The following is a 13,343-nucleotide window of genomic DNA, read 5'->3' as shown; positions in this document are numbered from 1 at the left end:
GATTTTCTACACTTGCTGATGAATGATTGGCGAAGGGAAGGCGGGGGCACTTGCGAATTGTGTGGCGTGCGCAATATCGGCTCAACTTCCGTTAGCCTAGCTTCTCAGCCACTCAACGCCCTAGCGCTCCATGCCCCGCCAACTCACACCACTGCAACCTAGCGCCCCTGCCAGCACATGCCCCAGCACTCAGCCGTCATATCCGGCGGGCATCCACAAAGCAGTGCAGGTGCAGCGGTGACAACACCTTCAGCCCTTCCCCCAGCTCGAAGCCCCTGCCTTCGGCCAGCTGGCGGCCTTGCTCGCGGAAATAGATCCGGTACATGGCCAGCTGCTCTTCATTGAACTGGCTGCGGTGCAGGGCCATGGCCGCGAACTTCTGCTCGAAGTGGGCGGTAATGTCTATCACCATGTTCGGCTCAGAGGTGAAGTAGAACCCAATCGCTTGTGGCTGCCAGGGGCGGGTGCTTGTCCCCCGCGGATAAAGGGGGAGACCGGATGACAGAAGCGCCTGGGCGGCGGCTCTGCCTGTGACGATATGATCATAATGCGCCTCATAGCTCAGCCATGGATCAGGGCAGAAGACCACATCCGGACGCACGGTACGGATGACCTCAGCAATCTCTCCCGCCAGCGCCGGAATATGCTCCAGTGTACCGTCGCCATGGTCCAGTTGGTGGAACACGGCGGCCCCCAGCGATCTTCCGGCCGCTTCGAGTTCGCTTGCGCGGATGGCGGCGATCTCGGCGGAAGAGACCTGCTCGTCCACAGCGCCCAAATCCCCGTTCGTGATCGTCAGATAGTGAATCTCGCAGCCCCGTTCCGCGAATGAGGCAATGGTTCCGCCGATGCCTACTTCATTGTCGTCCGGGTGCGGCTGTATACATAATGCCGTCCGGCATCCGCTAAGATCCGGAGGGGACATCAGCGCTGCTAGTGTGGATATATCCATAATCCAAATACCTCCCTATTAATCTGTGATGAGGGTACAGTTAGCCCCTCTGTAGGTTGGGTGAAGAGAAATCACTCAACCGGGCCTGCTCCTTACGGACCGGAGAGCCGTTATTTACAAGAAAATAGCCTATTGGGTTGCCTTGCGGACTGAGGCGGTCTTATTCGCTCCATAATCAATGTTACGGCGCAGAAAATCCGGCAATAAAGGCCGTAGGGTCCGTAACTTGCTCCAATCGTGGCTTTTGCCAGAAGTAAGTGCAACTGAGTCTGTTACGCCTGCCGCCCCCCTGACCATGAACGATTCAATCAGGGAAAAACAAAAGGAAGCGGGAGCCGGAAGGGCAAGTTAGAGAACATGAGTATGGGACCCCACTACAGGGACCGGCTATGATTCAGATCGCTCAGGATCTGCACCCGTTGCTTCTCCGTTATATTATAGAAGAGAATCGGCAGAATAGCGGCCAGGAAGCACAGTGCAGGCAGCAGAAACATCACGAAGCTAAGGCCGTGCTGGAGCTGCGGAGTCGCCGGCTGATTCTCCACATAGCTGAGCAGGCCGAGACTGGCTCCGATAATCATTCGCGATACCGCTCCGCTGAACTTGGTAATGAAAGTGTTCGTTGAGAACACAATGCCCTCGCCCCGGAAGCCCAGCTTCCATTCCGAATAATCTATCGTATCGAGCAGCATCGAGGTACTGACAATCGTCGTCATGCCCGAGAAAAAGAAGCTGACCCCAAAGAACACCAGGGTGTTCAATACGTTATGGTCACCCAGCAGATAAGGCAGGATGCAGGCTACGCTCCCAAGAATGCAGGAGATAATGAATACCTTCTTCTTGGCAAAGCGGCGCAGCAGCGGCGGCGTAGCGATCATCCCCAGCAGCATACCGGCCACCAGACTGATCCCGACCTGCGTGGCATACCCCGCGTCCCCCCAGACATAGACCACATAATAGAGCTGAATGCTCTGCCGGATGCCGTTCACCAGGTTGATAATCAAGAGAGAGGCGAGCAGGGTGAGCAGCGGCTTGTTTTTGTACACCGTTTGCAGGTTCTGGCGAAATGAGATCTTCTCAGCGGAAGGGACGACCCGTTCCTTGGTGAGCATCCCGGTCAGGAAGATCGATAACGCCGCAATGACCCCGATAATGATTGCCGAGTACAGATAAGCCTGCGTATTCCGTTCTCCGCCGAAGGCGAGCAGAAGCTGGATACCGCCGATGGTGATAACGACTGCGCCGAGCGTTCCGCCGATTTTGCCCAGTGTGACGAATAAGGTGCGTTCCCCCGGATCGGTGGAGACTACGGACGACAAGGCCCAGAGCGGCGTGTCACAGACCGTGTACAGCATTCCCCATAGCAGATACGAGAAGGTTGCGATTACAAGGGTCAGGGTCCGCGAACCGCCGAAGTCCCAGAAGCAGAGGACGGTCGCCAACGCGATCAGACAAGGGGCGAACAGCAGGTAAGGCCTGAATTTTCCCCATCTGGAGCGTGTTTTGTCGGTAATCATGCCCATCAGCGGATCAAGACAAGCATCGATAATACTTGCTGCGACTAGAATGACGCTGGCGGTGGTTGCCGGAATTCCCAGCAGATCCGTATAGAAGAACAGGATGTACATCGACATGAAGCTGTAGAGCATATTCTGGCCCAGCAGACCGCCTGAGAACACCAGTTTTTCGGCCACAGGTACTTTTGCTGACATGACAAGCCTCTTTTCGCGGGGGATAAAATGGGATTGAATCGTTTGCTAATTATGTCTATTTATAACTTATTTCTATGTTCTGTCAAGCGGATTCTGCATCAAACTACGGAATAGTAAACATTTCGATTTGTAAAGGGGAAATTTACACTGAGATTAACGAAAAAAATATGAAAAACACAAATTAGAATATAATTTTTTTGATATAAAATGTCGAAATATAGCTAATGATGTCCCGCCGGCTGATAGGGGAGTGTAAGATTAACGCCGACAAGAAGGACGCTAAGATGTTAACCACAGGGGGAAGCCACATGAAATGGTTCGGGAATTTGAAAACAGCTACAAAGATCGTCTCCGCTTTTTTGATCGTCTCTTTAATCCTGGCAGGACTTGGAGTCTATTCGGTCTTATCCCTGCGCACCAGCAATCAGAATATGAAGGAAATGTACAGCAATAACCTGATCTCGGTCAGAGATCTGTCTGCCGCCGAGATCAGCTATCAGCTAAACCGGGTCTATACACGGGATATGAGCAATACAACAGATACAGATAAAATTACCGATTATAAGCAAAAGATTGCCTCAGGCCGTCAGGAAATTGACCAGAAGCTGGATAACTACCGTCCGCTGGCGACCACTGCCCGTGAAAAGGAACTGCTGGCCTCGTTTGACCAGGAGTATGCAAGCTATGAGAAGCTGTTCGATCAGGCGCTGGTTCTAGCGGAGCAAGATGATGCGGCTGCTTTTAATACATTTCTGACTACACAGTTGACCGTCCAGGGGCAGAATGTGCTGAACAATCTGGATGGTCTGATCAAAGTGAATGTTGAGCTGGCAGATGAGGCGAACAACCATTCACAATCCGCTTATTCCTCGGCGTTCATCCTTACAATCTCGGTAGTCATTGCGGCGGTCATCCTCAGTATTATGATCGGCTACCTGATCGCAAGATCGATCTCCAGACCCCTGATGCAGATGCTGCATGTAGCTACAGAAGTGGCTAATGGAAATCTGACGCAGCAAGCGGATATATCTACTAAGGATGAAGTCGGACAGCTTGCCACAGCCCTGAATCGGATGGTTCATAACCTGAAGGAATTAATCAACGGGATTGTGCTGAACTCTCAGAGCGTTGCGGCCTCTTCCGAACAGATCTCAGCGAGCACCCAGGAGATTGCCAGCACCAGCACGAACCAGTCGGCGGCAGCGACCAATATTACCGAGCTGTTCAAGGAGCTGTCGCTGGCGATTGATTCGGTGGCCTCCAGTGCTGAGGAAGCGGCAGAGCTCTCCAATGATACGGTACGAACCGCCCGGGAAGGCGGATATGTAGTGGAGACTTCGCTGCAGGGGATGCAGACCGTCAATCAACAGATGAAGCAGCTTGAAGACGACTCCAGCAAAATCGGGGATATCATCGAAGTGATCGACGATATCGCCGAGCAGACCAATCTCCTGGCCCTGAACGCAGCGATTGAAGCGGCGCGTGCCGGAGAACAGGGGCGCGGCTTCGCCGTAGTGGCGGACGAGGTCCGCAAGCTGGCTGAACGCAGCAGCGATGCTACGAAGGAGATTACGAAGATTATCAAGGTCATGCAGGAGAATACGAAGCAGAGCGTGAGGGCAGTAGCTGAGAGTGTAGAGCAGTCTTCGATGACCAGCCAGGCCTTCGAGCAAATCATTAAGATGGTCAACACCTCCTCACTCAAGGTCAACGAGATTGCTGCCGCCTGTGAAGAGGAGTCCGCCCAGGCTGCTGAAGTGATGGACTCGGTTCAGTCCATTGCGGCCTCCAGCGAGGAATCGGCAGCGGCTTCTGAAGAGACAGCGACAACCTGCCAGGCTTTGGCCCTGCTGTCTGAAGAACTGGCCCAATCGGCAGCCGCATTCAAAACCCATTAATTCAACAGACGGAAGGTGAAGCCATGTCGTCCTTACAGAAGGAACAATATATCGAGCTTGCGGTAGGAGCCGAGACCTGTGCCATCCGGATTGAAGAGATTCATGAGATTATCAAAATGCTCAGCATTACAGATATCCCCTTCAGCCGGAATGAAGTCAAAGGTGTAGTCAATCTGCGCGGCAAGGTGGTCTGTGTCATGAGCCTGCGCAATCTGCTGGGAATGGCGGATGAGCCTTATACCCGGAGCACAAGAATTATTGTGGTTAACTACCGCGAGGAATTCGTCGGACTGATTGTAGATAAGGTGAACAAGGTGACTACGTACGCCGAGATTCATCCGCCGGCAGGCGGACATAACCGCAGCCGCGATGCGGTGTTCCACGGAGTGGGGCAGCGGGATGACCAGCTGATCGGTATTTTGAAGCTCGAAGAAATATTGGGCGGGTAAAAAGGGGAACAAGCAATGATGATGGAACTGTCGGCTTACCGCGATATATTCATAGAAGAGCTGAACGAGCAATTAGAGCGGATCGACCAGTCCCTGCTTGCGCTGGAGCATGCTCCAACCGCTGAGCTGATTCAGACGATCTTCCGCGCAGCCCATACGATCAAGGGCTCTGCCTCCACGATGGGCTTCCGCGAGATGAGCGATCTCACGCATGAGGTGGAGTATGCGCTGGAGTGGGTGCGGGAGAAGAAGCCGGAGATTACCGGTAATCTGATTGATACGCTCTTCCGGGCGCTGGATGCGATGAAGCTGCTGCGCACTCAGTATGTTAGCGGGGAGGGATTTACAGACTGCTCAGCTGTGGTTGCGGAGATCAAGGCGCTGATTAATAAGCCGGCTGAACTTCAGCCGGTACTGCTTCCGGTCTTAAATGCAGCGGAGCTGCTTCAGGCGGAAGAGGCCGTGGCAGCGGGCTACTCGCTGCTGGCTCTGGTAGTCACCTTGAGAGAGGACTGCCAGATGAAGGCGGCCCGGCATTATATCCTCTTGCAGCGTATCGAAGAGGTCTGCGGGCCGGTGATTGCTGCTGCCCTGGCGCCCCCGGCGGCGCCGGGAGCCGATGAAGACGCCCGCTACAGCCAATTTGCTGTAATTGCTGCTTCCCCGCGCGAGCTCCGGCAGGTGTCCGAGCAGCTGGCAGGGGAGACCGATGTCGAGAGCATTGTCATTACACCATTCGTGCCCGCACCTGCTGCCGGGACTGACGTCCAGACCACGGCCGGACCGGTGCCTGCAGAACCTTCGTCCTCTACTCCTGGCAAGGGGAAATCCCATGAGGTACAGTCAACCGTCAGGGTGAGTGTGGAGCGGCTGGACCATCTGATGAATCTGGTGGGGGAGCTGCTGATTGAGCAGACCTCTCTGGCCGATCTGAGCGCTAATGGACAACGTACGGATCCCGCCAAGGTTCTACCTGATATCGGCTCGATATCGGATCATATGGGCGGAATTATCAAAGAGCTTCAGGAAGGGGTCATGAAGACCCGGATGCTGCCGATGGATCAGCTGTTTAACCGTTTCCCGCGGCTGGTGAGGGATTTGGCCCAGAAGCTGGGTAAGGATATTGAGCTGCAGATTCAGGGAGGCGAGACCGAGCTGGACCGGATGATCATTGAAGAGCTGAGTGATCCGCTAATCCACTTGATCCGTAACAGCGCCGATCATGGAATCGAGAGTCCAGAGGTGCGCGTGCAGCAGGGCAAGGCTCCGAAGGGCAGAATTACGCTTACTTCTTTTCATGAGGAGAATCAGGTCGTGATTCGTCTGGAGGATGACGGACAGGGCATCGATGCCGCCCGGATTACAGCCTCTGCGCTCAGCAAAGGGATCATAACAGAAGAACAGGCAGGGTATTTAACTGCACAGGAAGCCGTTAGTCTCATCTTCGAGCCAGGCTTCTCCACAGCCTCTGAGGTCAGTGAAGTGTCTGGGCGGGGCGTGGGGATGGATATTGTCCGCAGTCAGATTGGACGTCTCAACGGAATCATAGATATTCAGACCGAGCCGGGGGCAGGGACTCTTTTTACAATCCGTCTGCCGCTTACGCTGGCTATTATCAAGGGGCTGCTGGTCAAGGTGTCCGGGCGTGTTCTGATTTTACCGATGTATAATGTGGCTGAGATTGTGCGGATCTCCCCCGAAGAGATACAGGTCGTTCAAGGGGAGCAGGCGATTATCAACCACGGGCGGATTGTTCCGCTCTCCTGGCTCAGAGACAAGCTGCATTATCCGCGCACAGAGCGCCGTTCCAAGACGATTCCGCTCGTGATTGTAAGATCTGTTGACCGGATCGCTGCGTTCGCAGTCGATGAGATCATCGGCAACCAGGAGGTGGTCATCAAGTCCCTGGGCGCGTATCTGGGGACGATGAATCATCTGTCCGGGGCAACGATCCTGGGCAACGGCCGGGTCGCTCTGATTCTGGATGCCTCTTATCTCGTTAGCCATTGATTACTTTCCATTATCACAGTCTGGTATAGAACCGGCAGCAATGGTGAAAAATATGGAAAGAAACACCGGAAAGGGGTGAAGAGTTGGATATTACAATGGCTTCAGATGAAGTTATCAGTAGGATCAAGCAGCTTCAGTCTGGTGGGGGCAAGATGAACAAGAAGCAGATCAAGCAGCAGGAGCCCGAGCTGATGAGAAGTGCGCTGTATTATTTTCCAAGCTGGGAACACGCCGTGAAGAATGCGGAACTGCTCTAAGGAATAGCAACGCCTAATAACCGGAAAAGCCGCAGAAGCCTGCGACTCTTCCGGTTATTTGTTATTGTGGTGCCACGGTCAGGAGGTCTGTTCTTCGGTTCTCAGAGGCTTCGGGTGGTTGAACTGCAGCTCAAGAGCCTGCTGGTTCAGATGCAGCTCGTCCATATAGGCCTTGATCTTAAGCTGGAGCGCATGCAGCATTTCAGTATGCATATCATCTATACGGTCCTCGTTACAGAACGCTGAACAGGCCAGATAGCCATCTGTATAGGATTTGGTGTCATCCACTACCGTATTTAATTTTTCTTTGTAGATCCGTTTAACCGGTCCGCTCTCCGGCTTGATCTCATAATAGCGGTTCGTTTCCACCAGCAGACGCCAATGGCTAACCTCAAGACCATATTCATCCTTTTCCAGCTGCACGGTCACTTTGAAGATCTTGATAGGACTGTTCATGTTGTTGTTCCATTCTCATTGTAGGATTCAGAGATTATAGCATGTACAGACCGCAATGCCCACTGGAAGATTATATAGATATCGTATAATTTGGCATCATAGCATAAAATTAAACCATTATTGTCCTGAAGCGGCAATACGTTAGCCTACTATAAAGGAGATCTGAAATGAAAAACACTGCTGTACAAAGACATCCGCTCGTTTACTCGCTGGTATGGGGAGTAGTCCTGACTCTAATGGTATCCATAGCCGCTGCTGTCGCTACCATTCAGGAGTTCGGCGATATGGGGATACGCAATGCCCAGGCCTGCGCCTTCCTGGTTATGGGCATTATTGTAACCATTTATATGAAAAGAAAGGATTCTTCGCTCGTCAGCTTCGGCTTCCGCAAGCTGGAGGCTGGTCCGTCCCGGGCGGTGCTGTTCTACATCCCGCTGCTCATTATTGCGGTGGCCCAGCCGCTGATGAATGGAATCAACGTTGAACTGGGAGCGCCTGAAATAATCAGCATCGTCATTATGACCCTGCTGGTGGGCTATACTGAGGAAGCCATTTTTAGAGGGGTGATCTGGAATCTTCTGAAATCCAAAGGTCCGGTCTTTTATATTGTGTTCTCCTCCATCTTCTTCGGGGTTCTGCATATGGCCAATGCCTTTGGCGGAAATGATATTTTACATACGATTCTCCAGGTTATCAATGCGCTGCTGCTGGGCTGTGTGCTCGCCTTGCTGATGGAGACAGGCCGGAATATTGTTCCGCTGATCGCGTTCCATTTTATCTACGATGCACTGGCCATGGTCAGCAATGAGAATCTGGAGCATGAGGTACTCATCGTCTCCATTCTTAATATTCTGTATCTGCTCTATGGAATTTATCTGCTCGTGGTATTCAGCCGCAAGCACAGAAATCATAGTCTCACCCTGTAGACACACCGGCCAGTCCGGGGAAGGAATTCCTCAGGCTGGCCATTCATTTTCATATGAAATGATAGCGCATACATGAAAATGATCAGCTAACGGGAGCAAATAATCCGTAAACGGAGCAATGTTTAGAGATGGGCATTTTATTTGCAATCCTACTGGAATATCGAAGATTCTGCGGGGATATGCAGGTTTTTGAAAGTTTAAATTTAAGCGTTTCTCAGGTATAATGTAGACATCACCACAGGAACCACAGCATCAAGAGCACCAAGCATTACAGGTGGTACCGCAGGTGATGGTCTCATTCCTAAATTTAGCAATGAATGAAGGAAAGGAGAGAGCCCCGATGTACTAGCGTTAGCGAAGCATGCCGGAATCGGCTGCTGATTAAGAAGGTGGATGATAACATCTTCTGGCAGATCGTGGGTATGCGGGAACCCAAGAAGCAAATCTTTAATTGGAAGAAGAACGAAGCTTATCATTCAAGCAGGAGCAGTCTCTTGCGGAAGAAAGAGCGTGATTCCAATGAAAAAGGTTAGCGAAGCGTACAACTGCGATTCCTCACAGTAGGGAAAACGTCCGTGAAAACGTTTTTCGTGAAATCGTGTACGCGGGAATCCACCCCATATGCAGGACATGGAGCAACACTCCGGACAGGAGCGAACGGGCAACACGGAAGCATGAAGTGAACATGAAATTGAGAACAATCACCATGTCAGGGATATGGCTTTTGTTACTTGGAGGAAATGATTGAATTGAATAGCGTAATCAACACATGAATCCCCGGGCCTTAAGCAATCAGGCAGCGGGGATTTGTGCGTCTGTACATAATGAACGGCAAAGCAAAGCCGTTTCCACTCTTTTTCAATTTGTTGTGTCCGCTGCTATGGTATGCTGCCGGTAAGCTAAGGAGCCAGCTTAAATAGATCCCAGTAAAGGCACGATATAGTCACGGAACACATCCGGCGGAGGATTATTCTTCCCGCGCTTGTTATCCTGGGTCAGCACAGTGACAAGCTGAAGCTCCGGCACTACATATATGAATTGTCCGGCATACCCGCGGGCGTAATAGTAGTCCACCAGACTGGATTCTCCGGTTGCTGAGCTGCAGGACAGGGCATCTGTCCACCAATGCCAGCCGTATCCGCCGTGGCGGGGAGGCTCCGTGTGCATGACTGGCTGTACCGAATGTACAGCCCAACTGCCGGAGATAATCTGCGAATCCTTCCATATCCCCTGCTGCAAATAGAGCTGTCCGAAGTTCAGCAGGTCTACAGGCCGCAGCTTCAGACCGAAGCCGCCGGTATGAATGCCCTGGGGGTCCGATTCCCAGTCATAGTCCCGGATGCCGAGCGGTCCGAAGAGAACCTGTTCGGCATAGCTGGCTGTGCTCTGTCCTGTGGCTTGTACCAGAATCGAAGACAGTAACTGCGAGATTCCCGAATTGTATTCCATCCGGGTGCCCGGCTCATCTGCGAGCGGCTGCTCCAGCACATAATTCACCCAATGGGGGGAACGGGTCATCTTCGGGAAGGAATTGGCTCCGCCGAATTCCTTCCAGCGGAAGCCTGCGGACATAGTCAGCAGCTGTTCGAGCGTAATGTTCGGCTTCCGTGCATCCTTATCGCGCAGGACTTGCGGGAAGAAGCTGCTGAGCGGAGCCGAAGGGCCGGGCAGCAGCCCCTGGTCCATGGCGATGCAGATCAGCGCAGAGAGGATGCTCTTGGTGCAGGAGTTGATCTTCGCCAGCTCCGAGGCCGTGCGCTGATCTCTATAATGCTCGAAGATCAGTCTGCCTTGCTGCTGAATCAGACAGCTCCGCAGATTCAGCGGCGCAAGCGCGGCTGATAGGGTGGACAGGTTCATTGGGATTTTCCTTTCTATATATACAACTATCACTTGAATGTCTGTATATTCGCTTGATGAATTCCCCTGTATTATCTCAATCTGACGCCGGGAAGTCCAATTTGTTTATACACATTTATTACCAGCCGGGGCTTCCTCTAGTCAGTTATTATAAGATTAGTTGGCAATATATTAACTGTTCCGGAGGGGTTCTATGATTCAGGATCATGAACTGCAGTTTCGCCCAATAGCTGAAGGGGATCTGCCCAGGCTGTGGGAGCTTGTCTATAAAGAGGAAGCGCCAGAATGGAAAAAATGGGATGCGCCGTATTTTGAACATAAGTGTATCTCCTGGGAAGAATATTACGGAAGCGAGCCGAAATTATTGGCAGTGTGAACAATTGGGTAATAGAAGTAGAGGGCGTTGTTATAGGTGATGTAAGCTACTACTGGGAGCATGAGCCGTCATACTGGCTGGAAATGGGGATTGTCATCTATGATCCTGCCTATTGGAGCAGCGGTTATGGCACTAGAGCTCTCAAGCTGTGGATCGGTCATTTATTCACTACCCTTCCGCTAGTCCGTGTCGGCTACACCACCTGGTCCGGGAATGAGCGAATGATGAAAGCAGGAATGAAGCTGGGCATGACCATGGAGGCCAGGCTTAGAAAATGCCGATATTATAACGGAATATACTATGATTCTATCCGAATGGGGCTGCTTAGAGAGGAGTGGGAGGATACGTTGAGAGAGTAAATATGAATGTTTGTGAAAAAAGACACAAATTCGTGAAAATTATCACGTTGTATTCATAAAATTTTAATATATAATAAAGTTAACTTAAAGAAACAGGGGGAATTAAAATGAAATTATTTAAAGTATTAGTAGTAGCAGGGGTATCGGTAGCTTTGTTGTCGGGTTGTGGATCGGATAAAAACAATGCAGACAAAGGGGCAGCAGCGACAACTGCACCAGCAACAGAACAGGTAGATGCAAAAACCTCCGCTTCGATCGTGAACCAGGCTGATTCTTTCATTAGTGCAGTAAGCGACAAAGGAACCTGGATCGTTGCTGTTCTGAACGACCTGACAGTGGATAAGGATGTAGTGGTAGCAGGCCAGTTCCATGACAAGAACGATGCCAGCAAGGAGATTTACCGCAAGCTTGCCCTGTACGCACAGGATGCAGACCACAAAGTTACAGCTACTTACACCCTTACAGCACCAAAAGTAACTGTACAGAGCGAGAACTTCCGCGTTCAAGGCGGTACGATCAAGGGTGATGTATATGTAGAAGCTAACGGCTTCAACCTCTACAAGGATGCTACAATCGACGGCAACCTGTACTTCTCCAGCGAAGACGTGAAGGCAACGGCTGTGCTTGAAGGTAAAGTTACCGGAGCTACTGAAGTTAAATAAACTAAGTATATTGGAATCCATTCAATTACTATAATGAAATACAGCCTGTAGACAGGGTCCCGGAGGGGCTTGCGCTACAGGCTTTTTATATGTTATGGGGGGATTTTGTAATCTGGACCGAAATCATCTATAGTTAAATGGAAGCTGTTGTAAGCGCAAACAATCGGGACGGGAGATGCACTCATGAAAACTACACGGAGATGGGGGATGGCTGCGGGAGTGATTCTGGCTTCTGTAGCGGTACTCTATTTATTGTTATATATGTATGAAAGACCCGGCGGGTGGTCGGACCAGCGGATGTCCCGCTCATTGGGAATGAATCAGTCGCTCCAGATTCCCCTGGGCTCAAGTCCGGAGGAGGCTGTGCGGTTATTCCGTGAGTCTGATTCCATGACGGTGGTACATGAGGAGACTGTTGGCAGGGGGAAGCTTGTTTTTCTGACCGGTTCGGGCGATCAGGACCGCAGCAATCTTCAAGTCGAATATGTCCGCAAAACCTGGATCGGCTGGAAGTGGGTCTGGGGGGCGGGCTATGGGATGGACGGAGACCCTACCGTGTCGGCAATGAATTATATGAGGCTGCCTGAGCTGGAGCAAATCTCCACTCCGTTTCCTATGGTGTTCGGTGAGGTGCTGGACCCGTCCATTCAGCAGATTATCGTTCAGCAAAAGCAGACCGGGACCGATAAGTCCGAGGCAAAGCTGATTAAGACGGCGCAGGGCCGGACAATTTGGTTTGCTTTTCAAGCGGCGACGGCGGGCGTTCCGTTCGAAATCGAAGGGCTGGATCAGGCCGGGAAGATTATTGCTACCAAGGTTATTACAGATGTCCGGGGCAGCGGGACAATGGATTCAAGCAAGTGAATCATTCATGTATAGGATTGGCGTAGAGCGATTAGTTCTGGTATTTATGATAGGGAAGAATGCCGAAGACTCCGGATCTGCATTTATGCGGACTGCCGGAGTTTTTGTCTGTAAAAATCTTTATCGGCAGATGTGACAAAAATAAATGACAAAAATATAATTCGAATCATTTTCCAGTGTTTTAGCGCATATTTCATAGGGTGATATGAGATTTTGGTATAAAAAACCGCCATTTTGTCGAAAATGTTCAGATTTTGTTCACATGCCCTTATTAACATGATTGGAGGCACAACTCTGTGTGCCAGGATAGCTTAGGTCCGGGAACTGGCGCCCGTTGAATGCAGGGATTGAACGTCAGTTTTCTCCCCTTGAGCAGTCTGACAGACTGTCAGCAGTTCTTACATGGCAAGCCAAAGGAGGGATTCAGAGAGCGATCTTGGAGTGCTGGTAGTGAAGAGGTCAGCACTGTTGTTGACGGAAGATAGCATAGCTTGCATATGGATTCAGAAATTTGCAGATTTCGAATGGCCAGACTTGTATTTCTATTACAAAGAGTTCTGTT

Annotated in this window: 11 protein-coding genes and 1 pseudogene; 8 read left to right on the top strand and 4 right to left on the bottom strand. The window is 51.2% G+C overall.

Going from position 1 to position 13,343, the window contains the following annotated elements:
• Nucleotides 1-196 precede the first annotated feature (196 nt).
• Complete coding sequence (locus J2Z70_RS04230; protein WP_209869754.1) at nucleotides 197-952, bottom strand: PIG-L deacetylase family protein; 756 nt, start codon at nucleotides 950-952, stop codon at nucleotides 197-199.
• A gap of 374 nt (nucleotides 953-1,326) precedes the next feature.
• Nucleotides 1,327-2,664: an MFS transporter gene (locus J2Z70_RS04225; RefSeq protein ID WP_209869751.1), complete on the bottom strand. Its 1,338-nt coding sequence runs from the start codon at nucleotides 2,662-2,664 to the stop codon at nucleotides 1,327-1,329.
• Nucleotides 2,665-2,972: 308 nt separating this feature from the next.
• On the opposite strand from J2Z70_RS04225, the gene J2Z70_RS04220 reads away from it, so the two are divergent.
• The 4 genes from J2Z70_RS04220 to J2Z70_RS04205 all read left to right on the top strand — a co-directional run bounded on the left by J2Z70_RS04220 (nucleotide 2,973) and on the right by J2Z70_RS04205 (nucleotide 7,278).
• On the top strand, nucleotides 2,973-4,562 hold the full coding sequence (locus J2Z70_RS04220; RefSeq protein WP_209869748.1) for a methyl-accepting chemotaxis protein: 1,590 nt from the start codon (nucleotides 2,973-2,975) through the stop codon (nucleotides 4,560-4,562).
• 23 nt (nucleotides 4,563-4,585) lie between these two features.
• Nucleotides 4,586-5,011: a chemotaxis protein CheW gene (locus J2Z70_RS04215; RefSeq protein ID WP_036700854.1), complete on the top strand. Its 426-nt coding sequence runs from the start codon at nucleotides 4,586-4,588 to the stop codon at nucleotides 5,009-5,011.
• A gap of 18 nt (nucleotides 5,012-5,029) precedes the next feature.
• A complete protein-coding gene (locus tag J2Z70_RS04210) occupies nucleotides 5,030-7,021 on the top strand; it encodes a chemotaxis protein CheW (RefSeq protein WP_209870203.1) in 1,992 nt (663 codons plus the stop codon).
• Nucleotides 7,022-7,104: 83 nt separating this feature from the next.
• Complete coding sequence (locus J2Z70_RS04205; RefSeq protein ID WP_155991697.1) at nucleotides 7,105-7,278, top strand: hypothetical protein; 174 nt, start codon at nucleotides 7,105-7,107, stop codon at nucleotides 7,276-7,278.
• A 78-nt stretch (nucleotides 7,279-7,356) separates the two neighbouring features.
• Here J2Z70_RS04205 and J2Z70_RS04200 read toward each other — a convergent pair whose 3' ends face one another.
• Nucleotides 7,357-7,734: a hypothetical protein gene (locus J2Z70_RS04200; protein ID WP_209869744.1), complete on the bottom strand. Its 378-nt coding sequence runs from the start codon at nucleotides 7,732-7,734 to the stop codon at nucleotides 7,357-7,359.
• 167 nt (nucleotides 7,735-7,901) lie between these two features.
• Here J2Z70_RS04200 and J2Z70_RS04195 point away from each other — a divergent pair, with 167 nt between their 5' ends.
• The gene (locus J2Z70_RS04195) at nucleotides 7,902-8,660 is read left to right on the top strand and encodes a CPBP family intramembrane glutamic endopeptidase (RefSeq protein WP_209869741.1); all 759 of its coding nucleotides are present in this window, start codon (nucleotides 7,902-7,904) and stop codon (nucleotides 8,658-8,660) included.
• 912 nt (nucleotides 8,661-9,572) lie between these two features.
• Here J2Z70_RS04195 and J2Z70_RS04190 read toward each other — a convergent pair.
• Nucleotides 9,573-10,520: a serine hydrolase domain-containing protein gene (locus tag J2Z70_RS04190; protein ID WP_209869739.1), complete on the bottom strand. Its 948-nt coding sequence runs from the start codon at nucleotides 10,518-10,520 to the stop codon at nucleotides 9,573-9,575.
• Nucleotides 10,521-10,713: 193 nt separating this feature from the next.
• Between J2Z70_RS04190 and J2Z70_RS04185 the strand changes: the two are divergent.
• The 3 genes and pseudogenes from J2Z70_RS04185 to J2Z70_RS04175 all read left to right on the top strand — a co-directional run bounded on the left by J2Z70_RS04185 (nucleotide 10,714) and on the right by J2Z70_RS04175 (nucleotide 12,781).
• Nucleotides 10,714-11,255 (top strand): annotated as a pseudogene (locus J2Z70_RS04185) (GNAT family N-acetyltransferase).
• Between the two features lie 107 nt (nucleotides 11,256-11,362).
• Nucleotides 11,363-11,917 (top strand): hypothetical protein, encoded by a 555-nt coding sequence (locus J2Z70_RS04180; protein ID WP_209869736.1) that lies wholly within the window; start codon nucleotides 11,363-11,365, stop codon nucleotides 11,915-11,917.
• A 183-nt stretch (nucleotides 11,918-12,100) separates the two neighbouring features.
• Nucleotides 12,101-12,781: a hypothetical protein gene (locus tag J2Z70_RS04175; protein ID WP_209869734.1), complete on the top strand. Its 681-nt coding sequence runs from the start codon at nucleotides 12,101-12,103 to the stop codon at nucleotides 12,779-12,781.
• Nucleotides 12,782-13,343: the final 562 nt, after the last annotated feature.

It is taken from the genome of Paenibacillus silagei (genome assembly GCF_017874735.1).
GTDB classification, from domain to species: domain Bacteria; phylum Bacillota; class Bacilli; order Paenibacillales; family Paenibacillaceae; genus Paenibacillus_AQ; species Paenibacillus_AQ silagei.
Note: the sequence above shows the minus strand (reverse complement) of the source record. Positions and strands in the feature narration are given on the sequence as shown.

What these genes read in the sequence shown, in the direction of transcription:
- J2Z70_RS04215 (WP_036700854.1), top strand. Translation starts at nt 4,586, where the DNA reads ATGTCGTCCTTACAGAAGGAACAATATATCGAGCTTGCGGTAGGAGCC.
- J2Z70_RS04230 (WP_209869754.1), bottom strand. Translation starts at nt 952, where the DNA reads ATGGATATATCCACACTAGCAGCGCTGATGTCCCCTCCGGATCTTAGC.
- J2Z70_RS04180 (WP_209869736.1), top strand. Translation starts at nt 11,363, where the DNA reads ATGAAATTATTTAAAGTATTAGTAGTAGCAGGGGTATCGGTAGCTTTG.
- J2Z70_RS04220 (WP_209869748.1), top strand. Translation starts at nt 2,973, where the DNA reads ATGAAATGGTTCGGGAATTTGAAAACAGCTACAAAGATCGTCTCCGCT.
- J2Z70_RS04225 (WP_209869751.1), bottom strand. Translation starts at nt 2,664, where the DNA reads ATGTCAGCAAAAGTACCTGTGGCCGAAAAACTGGTGTTCTCAGGCGGT.
- J2Z70_RS04200 (WP_209869744.1), bottom strand. Translation starts at nt 7,734, where the DNA reads ATGAACAGTCCTATCAAGATCTTCAAAGTGACCGTGCAGCTGGAAAAG.
- J2Z70_RS04175 (WP_209869734.1), top strand. Translation starts at nt 12,101, where the DNA reads ATGAAAACTACACGGAGATGGGGGATGGCTGCGGGAGTGATTCTGGCT.
- J2Z70_RS04195 (WP_209869741.1), top strand. Translation starts at nt 7,902, where the DNA reads ATGAAAAACACTGCTGTACAAAGACATCCGCTCGTTTACTCGCTGGTA.
- J2Z70_RS04210 (WP_209870203.1), top strand. Translation starts at nt 5,030, where the DNA reads ATGATGGAACTGTCGGCTTACCGCGATATATTCATAGAAGAGCTGAAC.
- J2Z70_RS04190 (WP_209869739.1), bottom strand. Translation starts at nt 10,520, where the DNA reads ATGAACCTGTCCACCCTATCAGCCGCGCTTGCGCCGCTGAATCTGCGG.